The sequence below is a fragment of the Brachybacterium atlanticum genome (assembly GCF_025669985.1).
Taxonomy (GTDB): domain Bacteria; phylum Actinomycetota; class Actinomycetes; order Actinomycetales; family Dermabacteraceae; genus Brachybacterium; species Brachybacterium conglomeratum.
In genome coordinates this window covers 1-18,384 of the sequence record NZ_JAKJJW010000050.1, presented here as the reverse complement: position 1 = coordinate 18,384, position 18,384 = coordinate 1, and the positions used below count along the sequence as shown (strand labels likewise).

The 18,384-nt window shown below is 72.1% G+C and carries 7 protein-coding genes, 1 rRNA gene and 1 pseudogene; all 9 read left to right on the top strand.

The features are described from left to right. Positions 1-188 precede the first annotated feature (188 nt). Positions 189-305: ribosomal RNA gene (rrf, locus tag L3K22_RS15895) — 5S ribosomal RNA — on the top strand. Positions 306-686: 381 nt separating this feature from the next. Beyond that, on the top strand, positions 687-1,694 hold the full coding sequence (locus L3K22_RS15890; RefSeq protein ID WP_263312253.1) for a polyprenyl synthetase family protein: 1,008 nt from the start codon (positions 687-689) through the stop codon (positions 1,692-1,694). Between the two features lie 260 nt (positions 1,695-1,954). Beyond that, positions 1,955-8,119, top strand: coding sequence for an Ig-like domain-containing protein (locus L3K22_RS15885; protein WP_263312252.1), 6,165 nt, complete (start codon positions 1,955-1,957; stop codon positions 8,117-8,119). Between the two features lie 65 nt (positions 8,120-8,184). Then, on the top strand, positions 8,185-9,159 hold the full coding sequence (locus L3K22_RS15880) for an AAA family ATPase (protein ID WP_263312251.1): 975 nt from the start codon (positions 8,185-8,187) through the stop codon (positions 9,157-9,159). Next, positions 9,156-10,574, top strand: coding sequence for a DUF58 domain-containing protein (locus L3K22_RS15875; RefSeq protein WP_263312250.1), 1,419 nt, complete (start codon positions 9,156-9,158; stop codon positions 10,572-10,574). Before L3K22_RS15880 ends, L3K22_RS15875 begins: the two co-directional genes overlap by 4 nt. After that, positions 10,571-13,090: a transglutaminase domain-containing protein gene (locus tag L3K22_RS15870; RefSeq protein ID WP_263312249.1), complete on the top strand. Its 2,520-nt coding sequence runs from the start codon at positions 10,571-10,573 to the stop codon at positions 13,088-13,090. The genes L3K22_RS15875 and L3K22_RS15870 overlap by 4 nt, the downstream gene beginning before the upstream one ends. Then, complete coding sequence (locus L3K22_RS15865; RefSeq protein WP_263312248.1) at positions 13,087-15,177, top strand: RDD family protein; 2,091 nt, start codon at positions 13,087-13,089, stop codon at positions 15,175-15,177. The genes L3K22_RS15870 and L3K22_RS15865 overlap by 4 nt, the downstream gene beginning before the upstream one ends. Beyond that, positions 15,174-16,049: a PP2C family protein-serine/threonine phosphatase gene (locus tag L3K22_RS15860; RefSeq protein WP_263312247.1), complete on the top strand. Its 876-nt coding sequence runs from the start codon at positions 15,174-15,176 to the stop codon at positions 16,047-16,049. The genes L3K22_RS15865 and L3K22_RS15860 overlap by 4 nt, the downstream gene beginning before the upstream one ends. Beyond that, positions 16,046-18,384 (top strand): annotated as a pseudogene (locus tag L3K22_RS15855) (hypothetical protein); the annotation flags it as partial. The gene L3K22_RS15860 and the pseudogene L3K22_RS15855, both read left to right, overlap by 4 nt.

Below are 18,384 nucleotides of genomic sequence, written 5' to 3'. Positions count from 1 at the left end.
GGCCAGATGTGGAAGCACAGCAATGTGTGGAGCTGACTGGTACTAATGGCCGATGACTTACAACAACATTCTTTGTGCTTGTTGTTTACTCTGTGTGTGTTCGCGTCCACTGTGCGGTTCTTGGGGAACAACCCTGCTGCCGGCATCTTTTTTGGTGTGGGTGGGTGGCTGGTTGTGTCTCATCGTGTTACGGCGGTCATAGCGTCGAGGAAACGCCCGGTTCCATTCCGAACCCGGAAGCTAAGCTCGATCGCGCCGATGGTACTGCACTCGGGAGGGTGTGGGAGAGTAGGTCGCCGCCGGACATCTTCACTGGGAGTGGAGGAGTGCTTGAACCCCTTGCGGGTGTTCGCCTCCTCCACTCCCTTTTCTCATGCCCGGAATCGGGGAGCAGCCAGGACGGCAAGGGCGGGGTCGCTCTGCAAGGGATGGTCCGAGGTCGTGTCGCGGTCGGGGATTGGCGCCGGCCCATGGCGTCTCCGGCTCCGGGAGGGCCCGGTCGAGCGGGCGATGCCTGCAATCCTCTCGGCGGAGCGCTCCGCCGTTCTGCCGGTCACCTCGGGGCCGTACATCGGCTCAGGGCCCCTGCCTCCCCGGTAGACTCGGCTGTCGTGTCGCTCCTGTCCGGGAGCGCAGTCCGCACTCCGGCCCCGCTCCTCGGGACCGGTTCGATCTCCAGGAGAGACATGCCGTCCACGCTGCCGGGTGTGCCCGACATCGATGATCAGCTCGCGACGAGCATCGTCGAGCGCCTGGGCGCCATCGAGCACGGGCTGCGCGATTCCGTCGCGAGCTCCGACGACATGGTGCGCTGGACCGCCCGCCACCTGATGGACGCCGGGGGCAAGCGAGTGCGCCCGATGCTCGTGCTCCTGGCGGCGTCCCTCGGGGACGTCGATGCCGAGGGTGTGCAGGACGCGGCGATCCTCGTCGAACTGACCCACCTGGCCAGCCTGTACCACGACGACGTGATGGACTCGGCGCCCACCCGCCGCGGCACCGAGAGCGCGCACTCGCTGTGGGGCAACAACGTCGCGATCCTCACGGGGGACTTCCTCTTCGCGCGAGCAAGCGCGCTGAGCGCCCGCATCGGTCGCGAGGCCGTGCGGATGCACTCCGAGACCTTCGAGAGGCTGTGCCTCGGCCAGCTGCACGAGACCGTCGGTCCTGCCGAGGGGGACGACCCCTTCGCCCACTACATCTCCGTCCTCTCCGACAAGACGGCCTCGCTGCTCGCCCTCGCCGGCGACCTAGGCGCCTCCCTCGCCGGGGCCCCCGAGGGCTCCGGCGACGTCATGCGCCGCTACGGCGAGAAGGTCGGGGTCGCCTTCCAGCTCGCGGACGACGTGCTGGACCTCGAGAGCGACGCCGCCGCGAGCGGGAAGACCCCTGGCATCGACCTGCGTGAGGGCGTGCCCACCATGCCCACCCTCCTCGTCCGTCGCCGGGCGGCCGAGCAGCAGGACGCGCGCAGCCTCGAGATCCTGCGCAGGCTCGACAGCGATCTCAGCGACGACACCGCGCTGGGCGAGCTGGTGGAGCTGCTGCGCGAGGACGAGGCGCTCGAGGAGACGCGCCGGCTCGCCCAGCGCACCGCCGATGAGGCCGTCGAGATCCTCGGCGAGCTGCCGCAGGGACCCGTCCGCGAGGCGCTAGTGACCTTCACCCGCACGCTCGTCGAGCGCCGTCGCTGAGCTCCTCGTGAGGTCTGCGACCGTTCCCTCGGCCTGACCTGCACGGGGACGGAACGTGGCCGGGCGCGCGTGGAACGGCGCGCGGGGGACCGGTACTCTGTCCGTTGTCGTGCGCGCCCACGTCGACCGCGGGGGTCTTCTCCTCAGTGAGTGCAGCCGGTCGAGGCCGCGCGTGCGCGAGGATCTGCACGTCTTCTGGGGGTACCACCATGTCAGTCACCGCTGGACCGAAGAGGCGCCGCGGTCGGCGCACCACGGTCGTGTCCACGGCCGTCCTGTCAGTGGTGGCGCTCGTCCTCACCGGCTTCGCCGTGAACTACGACGGCCTGTCCTCCTCGGAGGTCGAGGTCTCCGACGGCGGCGTCTGGGTCAGCAACGGCGACCGCGGCCTCATCGGCCGCCTCAACGTCGACGCCGGCGAGCTCGACGCCCGCATCTCCTCCACCGGCCAGGACCTCGACATCATCCAGTCCGGCTACCACGTCTTCGAGACCGGGCCGCGCGGCATGACCCCCATCAACACCGCGGCCGCCTCCCGTGCGGGCCTCGTCGAGCTACCGCCCGAGTCCACCGTCCGCATCGGCGGGGACCGCGTCGTGATCGCCGCGCCCGACGGCCGGGTCTGGATCCTCTCCCCGGACGAAGCCGCCGCGTTCAGCCCCGCCTCCGTCGAACCGGTCCTCGAGACCGGCAACGGCGCGCCGCCCGTCGCCGTCTCCATGAGCGGCGACGTCTACGTGCTCAACGGTGAGGAGCTCCTGCGCTACCCCCGTACACCGTCCACCCGAGACACGAAGGCGGACAAGCCGTTCATCGCCGGCGGGGTCTCGAGCGACGCCGCGCAGGTCGAGCTCACCGTCGTCGGCGACGTGCCGGTGATCATGGACCGCGAGAACCGCATGCTGCGCCTCGGCACCGAGATGAAGGACTACCCGCTCGAGGACTACGGGATCTCCTCCCTCGAGGTCGCCGAGCTCCAGCAGGCCGGCCCCGACTCCGAGAACGTCGTCCTGTCCACCGCGGACACGATGCTGCTGATCCCCCTCGACGGCGGGAAGGCCGAGTCGATCTCCGCTGGCGGCACCGGCTCCGAGGTCGTCGAGCCGGCGCAGGTCGACGGCTGCGCCTACGGCGCCTGGGGCGGGTCCCTGCGCTACGTCCGCGCCTGCGAGGGCCAGGAGCCCGCGGTGGAGGCGATCCCCGAGGCGAAGGCTGGGGCGGACCTCTCCCTGCGGCAGAACCGCGACCTGGTCGTGCTCAACGACCAGAAGTTCGGCCTGTCCTGGGAGATCATGGACTCGATGCAGCTGGTCGACGACTGGGTCATCAACCAGGACATCCAGACCGATCAGTCGAAGGAGAAGGAGAAGGAGACCCTCACCACCACGATCGAGAACGTCGCGGCCGAGCGCGAGGAGGAGAACCGGCCCCCGACGGCCAACGACGACACCTTCGGCGTGCGGCCCGGTCAGAACGTGGTCCTCCCCGTCACGCGCAACGACGTCGACCCCGACGGCGACGTGCTCACCGTCGCCGTGGAGGGGAAGCAGCCGGCCGCCGGGCACGTCACCCCGATCACGGGCGGCACGCAGCTTCAGATCCAGGTCGCCGACGACGCCTCCGGCACCCAGCCCTTCACCTACGCCGTCGACGACGGGCGCGGCGGCAAGGACGCCGCCACCGTCACCCTCGAGGTGCGCCAGGAGGGGGAGAACTCCGCCCCGCAGGCAGCCGAGGAGACGATGACCAAGGTCCAGGTCCGCTCCGGCCAGGAGATCAGCTTCAACATCCTGCCGTACTGGGAGGACCCCGACGGCGACGCCTTCTACCTCTCCAACGCCACGGTCCCGCCGGAGGACCTCGTCACCTTCACCCCCGACGGGAAGATCACCTTCAACGACGCCGGCCTCTCGCCGGGCACGAAGCAGGTCCAGCTCACCTTCCGCGACGAGAACGGCGAGACGGGGGAGGGGACGATCCAGATCGAGTCGGTGACCGACAGCGACCTCCCGCCGATCACCACCGCCGACCACGTCAGCATCGTCTCCGGACGCACCACAACGCTCAAGCCGCTGGTCAACGATCTCAACCCCAACGGTGGCGAGCTCGAGCTGATCAGCGTCGGCGAGTCCGAGGGGCTGGAGGTCGACCCGGCCCTGGACGCCGGGAGCGTCGATGTCACCGGTGCCGGGCCCAGCACCCACTACCTGGAGTACACGGTCGGGGCGAGCGGCGGCAGCACCACCTCCCTGGGACTGATGCGCATCGACGTGGTCGAGCCGGAGGCGGAGAACCTCCAGCCCGTCGCCGTCGATGACTTCGGCACGGTCACCACCGGCACCGACACGCTCGTGGACCCGCTGGAGAACGACGTGGACCCCACCGGCGGGGTGCTGGTCGCGAACTCCCTCGAGGTCCCCGGGGGCAGCGGCCTGAAGGCCACCGTCGTCGACCACCACCTGGTGCGGGTCGAGGCGGAGCCCGGCGCGACCGTCTCCTCCGAGCCGGTCCCCATCACCTACGAGGTCTCGAACTCGGCCGGCACCTCGACGGGCACCATCCGGATGATGGTCGTGAACACGGACACGCAGTTCGCGAACCCGGAGGCCGTCCCGGACCGCACCGTCGTGCGCGCCGGGGACATGGTCAACATCGACGTCACCGCCAATGACGTCTCGCCCACGGTCTCCGACCTCCACCTCGGCACGAACCTCGACACCTCCCGCGCCGATGCGCTGGGCAACACCGAGCCGCACCAGGACATGCTGCGCTTCCGCGCGAACGACGACGCGACGGGCGAGGCCGTCGTGCAGTACGAGGTGGTCGACGAGACGGGCCGCACCGGCTCCGCCCTCGCCTACATCACGATCGTGCCGCGGGACGCGGAGAACACCCCGCCGCGGCCGGAGAACCTCACCGCCCGCGCGGTCGCGGGGACCCCGGTGCGGATCCCCGTCCGGACCACCGGCATCGATCCCGACGGCGACTCCGTGATGCTCACCGGCGCGGCGAGCCCCATGCCCACCCTCGGCGAGATCTCCAGCGCGAACGGCGAGTGGATCGAGTACGTGCCGCACGAGGACTCGGTCGGCACGGACCGCTTCCGATACCAGGTGATGGATCGCCACGGCGCGATCGGCACCGCGGAGGTGCTCGTCGGCATCGCCGCGCCCACGGACCGCAACCAGGCCCCCTACGCGGTCGACGACACCGTCGAGGTGCGCCCGGACCGCGAGGTGCAGATCCCGGTGCTCGACAACGACACCGACCCCGAGGGCGACGCGCTCGGCATCGTGCGCGGCGACGTGGAGCCGATGACGGACATCGAGTACGTCGAGCCGCCGGAGGACACGGAGGACAACCTCCTCACCGTCACCACCCCGGCCGAGGAGGGCACCCACACGGTGCTGTACTCGGCGACCGACGGGCAGCTGAAGTCCAGCGCGACCGCGACCGTCAAGGTCGCCGCGAACGCACCGCTGCTCTCCCCGGTCGCGGTCGACGACTTCGTGCCGGTCGAGGAGGTCCTGGATCCGAAGAAGGACCACGTCGAGGTCGACGTGCTCGCCAACGACTCCGATCCCGACGGCAGCACCAACGCCCTCGAGGTCGCGCTCGACGGCTCCTACCAGGGCGTTGACCTGCGCGAGGACGGGACGCTGAGGATCGTGCCCCAGGAGGAGCAGCAGCGGATCCGCTACATCATCACCGACCAGGACGACCAGTCCTCGGCCGGCTACGTGTGGGTGCCCGGCACCGCGAAGCAGGCCCCCGTCTGGGTGGGTGAGCCGGTGAAGGTGCAAGCCGGCGCCGAAGCGAAGATCGACCTCGCCGATCCCCAGAACGTCCGGGTGCGTCCGGGTGCGGAGAGCGTGCAGATCACCGACCCGTCGCTCGTGACGGCAGACCACGGCGACGGCGGCGAGCTCGTCGAGAACGAGACGACGCTGAGCTACCGCCCTGCCGCGGACTTCTCCGGCAAGGACACCATCAGCGTCGAGGTCACGGACGGTGCGGTGGGGGACGCGACCGCGGCCACCGCGACGCTCGCGATCCCGGTCGAGGTCGCGCCCGAGGACGAGAACCTCCCGCCGACCTTCCAGGGCGCGCTGCTCGAGGTCGCGCAGGGAGAGGGCCAGGCCACGGTCGACCTCGCGCCCGGCGTGGACGACCCCGATGACGACACGTTCACCTTCGCCCTCGGGAAGTTCACCGAGAACCCGGAGATCGACGTGTCGGTCGAGGGCTCGGTCTTCACCGCGACCGCGACGCCGAAGGCGCCCAAGGGCACGGTCCTCGAGGTGCCGGTGACCGTCTCCGACGGGACGAACGATCCGGTGGAGTCCTCCGTGCAGGTCACCGTCGGCGGCTCGCCGCGGCCCCTGCTCACCACCGTGATGGACGAGGCCACGATCGACGCGGGCACCACCAAGGACCTCGCAGTGCTCGAGAACGACTCCAACCCCTTCCCCGGCGGGGGCCGGGAGCTGCTCAGCGCCGGCCTCACCGCCGGCGACGGCGCCGTCGAGGTCAAGGGCGACAAGGTCTCGATCACCCCGGACGAGTCCTTCCACGGCATCCTCAGCGCGCAGTACACCGTCGAGGACGACACCGGCGACCCGGACCGTCACGTCACCGGCGAGATCCGGACCGTGGTGCGCGGCAAGCCCGAGCCGCCCTCCGCGCCGCGCATCGGGGAGATCGGCGACGGGTTCGTCGAGCTGAACTTCGACGCGGGTGCCGACAACGGCGCCCCGATCACCGGGTACACGGTCACCGCGGCGACCGGCGGGACGGTGTCGCAGCAGTGCGCCTCGACCTCCTGCACGATCACCGGGCTGACCAACGACACGGAGTACACCTTCCAGGTCGTGGCGACCAACGACGTCGGCGACTCCGATCCGTCGGTGCCCTCGGCCGTGGCCCGCCCCGATGTGCGCCCGGAGAAGCCGGCCGCCCCGCGGGCGGAGCGCGGCGACCAGCAGCTGACCGTGGGCTGGTCCGCGCCGGAGAACCGCGGCTCCGCGATCCAGAGCTACGAGGTGCAGGTCCAGGACACCAGCGGTCAGGGGATCTCCTCCCAGACCGTCGAGGGCGGCAGCACCCAGACGGTGTTCGCAGGGCTCACCAACGGCGTCGACTACCGCTTCCGGGTGCGGGCCTCGAACCTGGCCGACGAGCCCTCGGAGTGGTCGGAGTGGTCCTCGGCGGAGCACCCGGCCGGCAAGCCCAAGGCCCCCAGCGGCACCCCGTCGGCCGAGCGGGTCAACACCGCTCTCGGCGGCGCGGTGGACGTGACGTGGCCGGCGATGACGGATGCCGAGGCGAACGGCGAGCCGATCACGCAGTACGTCGTGAAGTCCTCCTCCGGCGCGAGCCAGACCGTCGACGGCGGGACCACCAAGGCGTCCTTCCGGGACCTCGACCGCGACAGCAAGCACACCTTCACCATCACCGGCGTGAACTCGGTCGGCACCGGCTCCGGCTCCTCGAAGGCGTCGAACGAGGTCGTCCCGTGGGCGAAGCCCGAGGCGCCCACCGGGGTGAAGGCGTCGATGCCGAGCGAGGGCAAGGGCGACGGGCCGAACGGACGGGCGAACGTCAGCTGGGAGGCGGCGAACGGCAACGGCACCACGGTCACCAAGTACGTGGTGCGCTGGAACGGCGGCTCGAAGACCGTCGACGCCTCGTCCACGAGCACGTCCATCTCCGGGCTGAGCAACGGCACCTCGTACCGCTTCACAGTCGAGGCCCGCAACGGCTTCGCGAAGGACGGCGGGATCAGCCCCCGCTCCAAGGAGTCCAACGCGGTCACGCCCTACACGAAGCCGGCCGGGCCGCAGATCAGCACCAGTGCCGGCACCTGTCATGCCGCCGACAACTGCAACGTCTCCTACACCGTGACGGCGAACGGCACGGACGGTGGCCGGGACAAGACCCTCAAGGTGTGGATCGACGGCAAGGCGCAGACCGTCTCCGGCAACAAGTTCTCGCACACCCAGCGGGTGGATTCGGGGTCCACGCACGACATCACGGCCGAGGTCGTGAACGAGGGCGGGCTCAGCAGCGGCAAGGTCAAGGACTCCGTGACGGCCAACAAGTACAGCCCGCCGGCGCCCAAGCTCGACTCCGGGAGCTGGAACTGGTCGCAGAACTACACCGGCGTGACCGAGAACTGCAGCTCCGGGCAGTGCAAGTGGTTCGGCTACACGCTGACGAACCTCGAGCCCGGCAAGAAGTACAAGGTCCACTACGGCGACAACAACGACGCGAACTGGGGAGAGTTCGAGATCACCGCCGACGCCGACGGCTGCTGGACGCAGCCGCAGGAACAGTGGTTCTTCGGCTACGACAAGACCACCAACAATCCGCTGCGGGTGTACGTCAACGGCACACAGGTCGGCAGCGCGTACATGCCCCGCTGAACGAGCTCCTCCCCTCCCAGAGCACGTCCCAGACCTCACCTCCTCGAGAAAGCACCTGAGTCCTCATGAGCATGACCCCCGAACAGGCCCGCTGGTTCGCCGACACCTTCGACAAGCTCGTCCAGAGCGTCGGCCAGGCCGTCCTCGGCAAGAACGAGGTGGTCCGCCTCGTGCTGACCGCGATGATGGCCCCCGGCCACGTGCTGCTCGAGGACGCGCCGGGCACCGGCAAGACCTCCCTCGCCCGCTCCATCGCGGCGACCGTGCAGGGCACCAGCACCCGCATCCAGTTCACCCCGGACCTGCTGCCCTCCGACGTCACCGGCGTGACGATCTACGACCAGAACACGAAGTCCTTCGAGTTCCACAAGGGCCCCGTCTTCGCCAACGTCGTCCTCGCCGACGAGATCAACCGCGCCTCGCCCAAGACCCAGTCGGCGATGCTCGAGGTGATGGAGGAGGGCCGCGTCACCGTCGACGGCGTCACCCACGAGGTCGGCAACCCCTTCATGGTGATCGCGACCCAGAACCCGATCGAGCAGGCCGGCACCTACCGCCTGCCCGAGGCGCAGCTGGACCGCTTCCTGATGAAGACCTCGATCGGCTACCCGGACCACGCCTCGAGCGTGCAGATCCTCCAGGGCTCCGCCCTGCGCGACCGCTCCACGCAGCTCACCCCGCGCATCTCCCTGCAGGCCGTCAACGACATGACCCAGCTGGCCTCCACCGTGCACGTGGACCCGGCGGTGCTGGAGTACGTCTCGCGCCTGATGGAGGAGACTCGCCTCGCGCCCGAGGTCCGCGTCGGCGTCTCCATCCGCGGCGCCCTCGCCCTCATGCGCACCGTCAAGGTGTGGGCCGCCGTCAACGGCCGCCACTACGTGATCCCCGACGACGTCAAGGCGCTCGTGGAGCCCGTGTGGCTGCACCGCTTCGTGCTCGACCCCGAGGCCGAGTTCGCGGGCACCACCGCGAAGTCCGTCATGACGAAGATCCTCAGCGAGGTGGCGCCTCCCCAGGCGCGCCAGCAGACGGCATGAGCTCCCAGCCCTCCTCCGTCCCCACCGACACCGCCGACGCGAAGTCCGCCAAGGCCGAGGCGAAGAAGCGCCGCCGCGCCGCCGCGGCCGAGTCCCGAGCCGGCTCCCGCCGCGAGCGACGCAGGGCACGCGCGGCCGCGAAACGCGCCCGTGAGGGGCAGACCGGCCCGGCCGAGGAGACCACGCAGGGCGATGCCCCCGCGAGCACCGGCTGGGCCGGTCTGCGGGACCGCGCCGTCGAGCTGTGGATGCGCCGCATCCACCCGGTCCTCGACGTCGTCTCCCCGGTGGGATGGGCCGTGGCCGGCGTCGCCGCCGCCTGCTGGATCGCAGGCCTGACCCTGCACGTCACCGAGCTGAACGTGGTGGCGCTCGCGCTCACCGTCCCGCTCGTGATCGCGGCGCTGTTCGTGCTGGGCAAGGCGAACTACAAGGTCACCCTCGACCTGCAGACCCACCGGGTCGTCGTCGGCACCCGGGCCGTCGGCCGGGTCGAGGTCGCCAACCCCACCCAGCGCGACATCCTGCCCTCGCGGATCGAGCTGGCGGTCGGCCAGGCCACCGCCCAGTTCCTGGTGCCGCGGCTCGCGGCCGCACAGAGCCACGAGGAGCTCTTCGCCGTCCCCACCAAGCGCCGCTCCGTGCTGGTCGTCGGTCCCGTGCGTTCCGTGCGCGACGACCCGCTGTCCCTCATGCGCCGCCAGGTCACCTGGGCGAAGGAGAAGGAGCTCTTCGTCCACCCGCGCACGGTCCGACTCGACGAGGCCGCCAGCGGTTTCCTCCGCGACCTCGAGGGCACGCCCTCCTCGGACCTCTCCAGCTCCGACATCGCCTTCCACGCGCTGCGCGACTACGCCCCCGGCGACGACCGCCGCCACGTCCACTGGCGCACCACCGCCCGCACCGGAAAGCTCATGGTCCGCCAGTTCGAGGAGACCCGCCGCTCCCACGTGGTGGTCGCGCTCGACAACCTCGCCGAGCACTATGCGAGCGAGGAGGAGTTCGAGCTGGCCGTGTCCGTGGCCGCCTCGATCTCCGCCCAGACCTTCCGGGAGGAGAAGGAGCTGACGCCCTTCACCTTCGACGCCCGCCAGCGCACCGCCTCCTTCCGCCCGATGATGGACGACTACACGCTGGTCGAGCAGCTGGGGGAGCGGATCTCCTTCCACGAGCTGGGGCAGAAGGCCTCCGACCTCGCCCCCAACGCCTCCGCGGTGATGATGGTGGTCGGTCCCCACACCACGGCGCGCGAGCTCAACGCCGCCGCCAACCAGCTTCCGATCGGAGTGATGGCCGTGGCGATCCGCTGCGTGGAGGACGCCGAGGTGCAGCGATCGGCGATCGGCTCGCTCGACGTCGTCACCCTCGGCTCCCTCGACACCCTCGCCCGCGCCCTGCGGGCGGTGGGCCGATGACCGCGCCTGCGCGCCCCGCGCGCCGCCCCAGCTACTTCTCGTCCGTCCCCGCGAAGCGCCTCGCGATCGACCTCGCCGTGCTCGGCGCGCTGTTCGTCCTCGCGCTGCTCGGCTTCCAGCACGTCTACGGGGGAGCGCAGTACCTGGTCACCGGGATCATGGCGCTCGTGCTCGGCACCCTGATCGCCCTGATCGGCGCCCGCTGGCGATGGGGGCCGCTGCGGATCACCGCCCTCGTGCTCGGGGTGTACCTCCTGTTCGGCTCGATGTTCGCCGCCCCCACCCGAGCGCTCTGGGGCATCGTCCCCACCCCGGGATCGCTGCTCGAGCTGCTGAAGGCACCGGTGGCGAGCTGGAAGTCGCTGCTGACCGTCGCCCCGCCCGTCGGCGTCGCCCAGGGCGTGCTGGCGGTGGTGTGGATCAGCATGCTGCTGCTGTCGCTGGCGGCGATGACCGTCGTGATGCGCACCCGCCTCTACGTCCTGGCCTGGCTGTTCCCGCTGGTGATGGTCGCGACGAGCATCTTCTTCGGCACGGACCAGGCGTTCTGGCCGGTGCCGCGCGGCGTGCTCTACGCCGTGCTGTCCGTCGGCTGGCTGACCTGGCGCTTCGAGAGCGGCCGCCTGGCCGGCGCCGAGTCCACGATCATCTCCGACACCGTCCGCCCCGGCTCCTGGAAGAACCCGGTGCTGCGCCGACGCGTGATCGGCGGCGCCGTGATCATGGCGATCGCCGCCGGCGGCGCCTTCGCGGCGAGCCCTCTGCTGGACCCGCCCGAGGGCACCATCCGCTACGCCCAGCGCGACCGGATCACCCCGCCCTTCGACCCGCGCCAGTACGTCTCCCCGCTGACCGAGTTCCGCGGCTACCTCAAGGACCAGCGCGACGAGGAGCTGTTCACCATCACCGGTGTGAGCAGCGGCGACCAGATCCGCCTGGCCACCATGGACCAGTACGACCTGCAGGTCTACAACGTCGCCTCCAGCCGTCAGAAGGACAGCCCCTCCGGGGCGTTCCTGCGCACCGCCCCCGGCGTCGACCTCGAGGAGGGCACCGGGAAGCAGCAGGTCTCCTCCGTGACGATCGGCGCGTACCGCGGTGTGTGGATGCCCACTGTCGGCGAGCGGACCAACCGCATCGACCTCGAGGGGATGGATCAGGGCCGCGCGAGCGCCACCACCGAGAATCTCTTCCTCAACCAGCCCTCGCAGACCGCGGTCAACGCGCTCGGGGTGCAGGCGGGCGACACCTACGAGCTGTCCTACGAGCCGTACACGGAGCCCACCGCGGAGCAGCAGAACACCGCGACGTTCGCGGACATCACCCTGCCGGACGACGAGCCGACGGACGAGATGACAGCGCTCGCCGAGGAGTGGGCGGGCTCCTCCGACTCCGACTACGAGCGCTTCCAGAACCTCTCCCGCTCGGTCAAGGAGGACGCCTACTACTCCCACGGCCTGGAGGACGACACCGCCTCGCTCTCCGGCCACGGCTACAGCCGGCTCCGGGCGATGCTCGAGGAGGTCGGCTTCGACGAGGACACCCCCGACGCCCAGCCGATGGGCCGCATCGGCGACGAGGAGCAGTACGCGGCGCTGACCGCCGTGCTGGCCCGCTCGCTCGACATGCCCGTCCGCGTGGTGATGGGCTTCGAGGTGCCCGAGGGCCAGGAGGGGACCGTCTCCATCACCGGCGACGACGTCACCGCCTGGGTGGAGGTCGCCTTCGAGGACATCGGCTGGGTGCGCTTCGACCCCGCCCCCGACGAGGACGAGGACCCTACGGAGCCGCAGCCCAAGGAGGTGGAGAAGCCGCTGCCGCAGGTCGCGCAGCCGCCACCGCCCCCGGCGGAGCCGCCGAGCCCGCCGCCCGGCGCGATGAGCGACGACACCGACGACGACGAGGACCCGACCGACGAGACCGCCTCGTGGGTCGTGTACCTGGGCCTCGGCCTGCTCCCGTTCGTGCTGCTGGGCCTGTTCGCCGCCTCGGTGATCATCGCCAAGACGGTGCGACGCCGACGCCGTCGCGCGCTCGAGGCCCTGCCGGCCCGCGTCGACGGCGGCTGGCAGGAGATCCTGGACCTCCTCACCGATATGGGCAGGGCTCCTGATCCGCTGATGACCCGGGCGGAGATCGCCGCACAGCTCCAGGCCGACGTCCCCCAGCTCGGGGCGTGCACGCTGGCAGCCCGCGCGGACCGGGCCGTGTTCGGTCCGGACGACCTGCCCGACGCAGCGGCGGAGGAGTACTGGGACCAGGTGATGGCGGCGCGCAGCGGCGCCACCGCCGCCCTGCCGTGGCATCGTCGGCTCCGCACCGCGCTCTCCCTGCGCTCCTTCCGCCGCGGTGCGGCCGAGCGACGGCGCGAGAACCGGCGCCGACGGGGCAACGCCCGCGCCCGGGCGAAGGCGCAGAAGCGCACGGAGGCGCTGCGGCGACGCCGCTCCTCGGTGCGCGGCACGACAGCACCGTCCCTCTGGCGGATCATCAGCCGAAAGGGCCGTTCCTCATGAACCAGACCAGATACTGCAGCACCTGCGGGACGCTGCTGTCCGAAGGGGCCGCGATCTGCGGCGAGTGCGGTGCGCGCTACCAGGCCTCGCCCTACGAGAAGCGGGCCACCGACGCGCCCGGCGCCTGGTCGGCGCCGCCCAGGCCCCGTACCCGGGCGGAGCAGGGGCAGGAGCGGTCCGACCAGGAGGACGAGGGGATCGAGCTCATCACGGCCGATTCCCTCCGCCCGCCCCAGCCGGGAGCGACCGCCCTGCGGAGCGAGGAACAGTACGATCGGGTGATGGTCACGCAGCCACCGATGAACCAGCCCGGGCAGAGCACCGGCATGCCCGGCGGGCCCGGTGCGTCGGCCTCCGGGCCGGGCGCCGCCCCGGGCACTGCGCCGGGCGCCGCTCCGGAGGGCGCTCCCGCCGCGGCGTCCTTCGAGCCGCCGCTGGACGGCTGCGCCCCGGCCACCCCGGTCAAGCGCTTCCTCGCCGCGCTGATCGACACGGTGATCGCCACGCTCGTGACGGTCCCGTTCCTGATCGGCGTCATCCTGATCATCACCTCGCAGAGCGCGAGCACCACCTCGATGATCCTCATCGGCGTGGGGACCGCGCTGCCGGCCGCGTACCACCTGGTGATGATCTGGCTGGTCGGCGCCAAGGGCTTCACCCTGGGCAAGCTGATCCTGGGCCTGCGCGTGACCCGCCTGAGCGAGGGCGGGGCGCTCGGCTTCGTGCGCGCGCTCGGACGCTGGGCCGTGTATGCGCTGTTCCCGCTGCTCATGGCGCTGTCGATCTTCTTCGACCCGCGCAAGCTGCTGCGCGGCTTCCACGACCGGGCGATCGACTCGGTCGTCGCGGACATCAAGGCCGGACGCAACCCCCTCCAGCCCCGCCCCGACGACTTCGAGCGCGCCGGCGCCGAGCACTACCTCGGCGCGCCGTCCGTCGCGGTGTCCACGCACGAGAACCTGCTCTCCGAGCCCGGTGCGGCATGGCGAGACCAGGGCGCCTCCCCGGTCCAGCCCGTCGACGGCGCGCAGGGGCCCGAGCAGGGCGCCCCGAGCCCGTACGCCCCGGGCGGCTCGGTGGCCTCCGCCGCCGAGGCTCCCGCCTCGTCCTGGGGCTCCCCGTCCCCGGCACCCCAGCAGCCCGCCTCCGACGGCGGCTGGGCACCGCCGCCCGTCGAGCCGATCCCCGCGGCGCCCGCGCAGTCCTCCTGGGACCAGCCGTCCGCGTTGGGTCAGTCCTCGTGGGACCAGCCGTCGGCCCCCGCGCAGCCCTCCTGGGAGCAGCCCGCCGGGCAGGACCACGCCCCGTCCTGGGGCGAGCCCCTGGCGCAGGACCCGCAGGCGCAGCAGCGGGGTGCCCCGGCCCCCGAGCAGCCGCAGTCCGCCCCGTCCTGGGGACAGCCCTCGGCACCGGAGAGCTCGGCACCCGAGCCCGCGCAGTCCGCCACCTCGTGGGGCGAGCCGTCGGCTCCGGAGCAGCCGCAGAGCTGGGACCAGGGCGGATACGCCCCCGCCCCGCAGTGGGGCTCCCCGGCTCCCGCTCCCGCCTCGGGACCGGTCGACTCCTCCCCGGCCGCCTGGGGTCCGCCTCCCGTGGCCTCGGCGGACCAGGCCCCGGCCGCGCACAGAGGCGACGCCCCGAGCGAGGTCACCGGTGATGCCTGGGGCGACGACGGCGTGGACGAGGCGACGCGCATGTCCGTGCCCGAGGACCTCGGCGACCTCGAGGCGACCCGCATCTCGCCCGCCCATCTCCCGCCCGTGAAGAAGGTTCGGCTGACCACCGACGACGGCGCCGAGCGCGTCGTCGAGAAGGCCGTGGTGGTCGGACGCAACCCCTCCTCGCCCTCCGGCGAGGTGCTCTTCGTGATGAAGGACGACACCCGCTCCGTCTCCAAGATCCACCTGCGCATCGACGGCACGGGGGAGGAGCTGCTGGTGACCGACCTCGGCTCCACCAACGGCTCGACGATCCTGCGTGAGGACGGCGCCCGCGAGAACCTCGTGCCGGAGACCCCCACGGTCCTCCCCGCCGGGGCGCGCCTCGCCCTCGGAGACCGGACCCTGTCCGTGGAGAGGGTGCAGTGATCGACCGCTCCCTCTCCGACCCGGACCTCGAGGGCACCGTCCGCGTCGTCTCCGCCTCGGCCACCCACGTCGGCCATGTGCGGGCGACGAACGAGGACAGCCTCCTGACCGCCACACCGATCCATCTCGTCGCCGACGGGATGGGGGGGCACAACGCGGGCGAGGTCGCCAGCGCGATCGCGGTCGAGGAGTTCGAGAAGCTGACGCTCCAGCAGAACGTCACCGTCGAGCAGCTCGGCGACGCGCTGCACAACGCGTCGGTGCGCATCGGCGAGCTCGGCGGCGAGTCGACCCTCGGCGCCGGCACCACGGTCGCACTGGTCGCGACGATGGTGCTGGACGGGATCGGCTACTGGGTCGTGATGAACCTGGGCGACTCCCGGGTGTACCGCCTCTCGGGGGAGATCTTCGAGCAGGTCAGCGTGGACCATTCCGTGGTCCAGGAGCTGATGGACCGCGGCGAGATCTCGGCCGAGCAGGCGCGGATCCACCCCTACCGGCACATGGTCACCCGGGCGCTCGGCGCCGGGCCCGAGTCGGACCCCGACTACTGGCTGATCCCGGCCGAGGTCGGCGACCGGATGCTGATCTGCTCCGACGGGCTCACCGGCGAGGTCGACGACGCGTCGATCGAGCGGATGCTGCGCCGACCCACCGACGTGCGCACCATCGCCGAGGACCTGGTGCGCCGCGCGCTGGACGGCGGCGGGCACGACAACATCTCCGTGGTGATCATCGAGGCGGTGGAGGTGCTGGGGCAGGCCGGTGCCTCCGAGGACACCGCCGGCGGCACCTCTCCCGCGGAGGACGAGTTCGAGGTCGACGAGGACACGCTCCCGCGCCCCCTCGCGGACGGTGAGGGCCGGGCATGACGACCGAGGACACGGCGTCCGCCGCGGCCTCCCTGCTCGGCCTCGGCACCTGGACCCGACAGGGCCCGGCGACCCTCGTGGTGCGCGAGGACCGCTGGGTGGTGCTCGTCCCCGGACTGCGCAAGCAGGTGACGGAGGCGGCCTGGGAGGTGCTGGGACGGCGCCCCGAGGCCGAGGAGTTCGTCGAGCAGCTGGTCGAGGCCGGTGATCTGGGCAGCGCGGACAAGCTCACCGCGCTGCTGTTCGGCGTCCACGACGGGCAGAGCGCGGCCGTCGGGGTGAAGGGCTCCACGCCCCTGGCCGTCTACACGGCCGAGGGGGCGCAGATGGTCGTCGGCACCGAGGAGCAGCCGCTGGTGATCAGCTCCTTCGAGGGGGTGCGCCGGGTGGCCTTCGGCGACCTCCCGCCCGAGGAGCCCGTCGGCGCGCCGCGCGTGGTCTCGGGCATCGTGCCCGTGCGCGGCTTCGTGCACATGACCGTCGACCCCGCCCAGCTCGAGGAGGCCGACCGCGCCGCGCTCGCCGAGCAGGTGGAGAAGGACGGCCGCTCGATCGAGACGGAGGAGGCGAAGAAGCGCCGCGCGGAGCGTCCGGCACCCACGCCCTCGAAGCCCTCGACGACCGCAGGGTCCGGCTCGAGCTCCTCGTCGATCCGCAAGCCCTCCGTCGCCACCCGCAAACCGGGCGAGATGCCGCCGTCGCTGTCCCGCGGCGGGTCCTCCGCGTCCTCCTCGCGCCCCGCGGCCGCGGAGGAGGCGTCCTCGGGACCGAACCTCTTCGCGGGCCTCTTCGGGAACGACGGCCCGGCCGCGTCGCCGGCACCGGCGTCGGCTCCCGCCCCTGCTCCGGCGGCGACTCCAGTCCCCGCTCCCGCCGCCCCCGGGCAGTCGACCGCCGTCCCCGCCGCCGCGCCGTCGGCACGCGCGCCGCTCGAGTCCGCGCCGTCGGACGCGCCGTCGGGGTCGGCACCGGCCGACGACGCGCCGGCCGAGGCGACCGGAGCGAGGGCGGAGCCCGCGACGACGGTCCCGGCCTCGCAGCCCGCCGCCGGCACGCGGACCGCTCCCGCGAAGCGACGACTCGTGAGCACCTCGCTCTTCGACCGTCGGCGCACCGCGCCCCCGGCCGCCGCCGCAGCGCCTGCTCCGAGCGCCGCCGAGCAGGTCGACGCCGCAGAGCCGACCCCCGCGACCGCCACCCCTGCCGCTCCCGCCCCTGTCGCGCCGCCGGCCACCGCCCAGGCAACCTCCCCGGCGCGCCCCGCCTCGCCCTCGGTGCCCACGCCCGAGCCGCCCATGGAGGACGAGCTCGAGTCGCCGCCGACCCTGATCGCACCGATCGACGACGGAGAAGGACCGGAGGAGGACGGGCCGGCACCCTCGCCCGTCCGGCGCGCCCCGGCTCCTGCGCCGCAGCATCCCGACGCCTCGACGGGCGATCTCGAGAACTCCGGCGCCTACGACGACCTCTTCGGCAAGACTGTCTTCCGCCGCATCGAGGATGCCGCCGTGCGCCGCAGCGGCGAGGAGAGCGAGGAGGCCGAGCACGGGCAGGACGCTCCGGCCTCCGCTGCGGACGACATCGCCCCAGGCGGTGCGTTCCCCTCCGAGACCCGGATCCCCAGCACTGACGCGGACGAGGAGGTCGAGGAGGCGCACGTCGCGGAGCACACCACGGGGGCCGGCGACTTCATCGACTGGGTGCCGGGCGTGGGACGGACCGCGCCGGAGATCGCGCAGGCCGCGGCCCGACGCGCCGCGCGACCGCAGAGCGCACCGCCGGCGTATCCGCAGGTCCACATGGCCGAGCGTCCGCCCGCCCCGAACACCGGCTCGCGTCCGGCGCCGACCGGGCCCGACGCTCCCCGGAGCACGGGAGCCGACAGGTATGCGCAGGTCTCCGGCCCCGGGACCCCGATGCAGGGCGCCCAGGGTGCGCAGAGCGCCGACGGCCGACACAGCGCGCACGCCCCGCACAGGCCGTACGGGATACCGGGACCTCAAGGTCAGCAGAGCCCGTATGCGACACCGGGGACCTACGGTCCGCAGAGCCCGTACGGCGCGCACGAAGGGCACGGCCAGCAGGCCGCCCAGGGCCACCCCGCTCCGTCGCACCAGCAGGTCCCCTACGGGCAGCAGCCTCCCTCCGGCCGGCCGGGCCAGTACGCTGCTCCGCCCTCCCACGGAGGGCCCGCCGCCTCCGGCCATCCGGCCTCCGCCGCCGACGCCGGCAGCCACGTCGGGCACCCGGGACAGCAGCCTCCGCACGCACCCGCCGCCGGGGGACGCCATGCGAGCGCCCCGCATCCGGTCGCGCCGGGCTCCGCAGCGCCGCC

What these genes read in the sequence shown, in the direction of transcription:
- L3K22_RS15890 (WP_263312253.1), top strand. Translation starts at nt 687, where the DNA reads ATGCCGTCCACGCTGCCGGGTGTGCCCGACATCGATGATCAGCTCGCG.
- L3K22_RS15880 (WP_263312251.1), top strand. Translation starts at nt 8,185, where the DNA reads ATGAGCATGACCCCCGAACAGGCCCGCTGGTTCGCCGACACCTTCGAC.
- L3K22_RS15875 (WP_263312250.1), top strand. Translation starts at nt 9,156, where the DNA reads ATGAGCTCCCAGCCCTCCTCCGTCCCCACCGACACCGCCGACGCGAAG.
- L3K22_RS15870 (WP_263312249.1), top strand. Translation starts at nt 10,571, where the DNA reads ATGACCGCGCCTGCGCGCCCCGCGCGCCGCCCCAGCTACTTCTCGTCC.
- L3K22_RS15865 (WP_263312248.1), top strand. Translation starts at nt 13,087, where the DNA reads ATGAACCAGACCAGATACTGCAGCACCTGCGGGACGCTGCTGTCCGAA.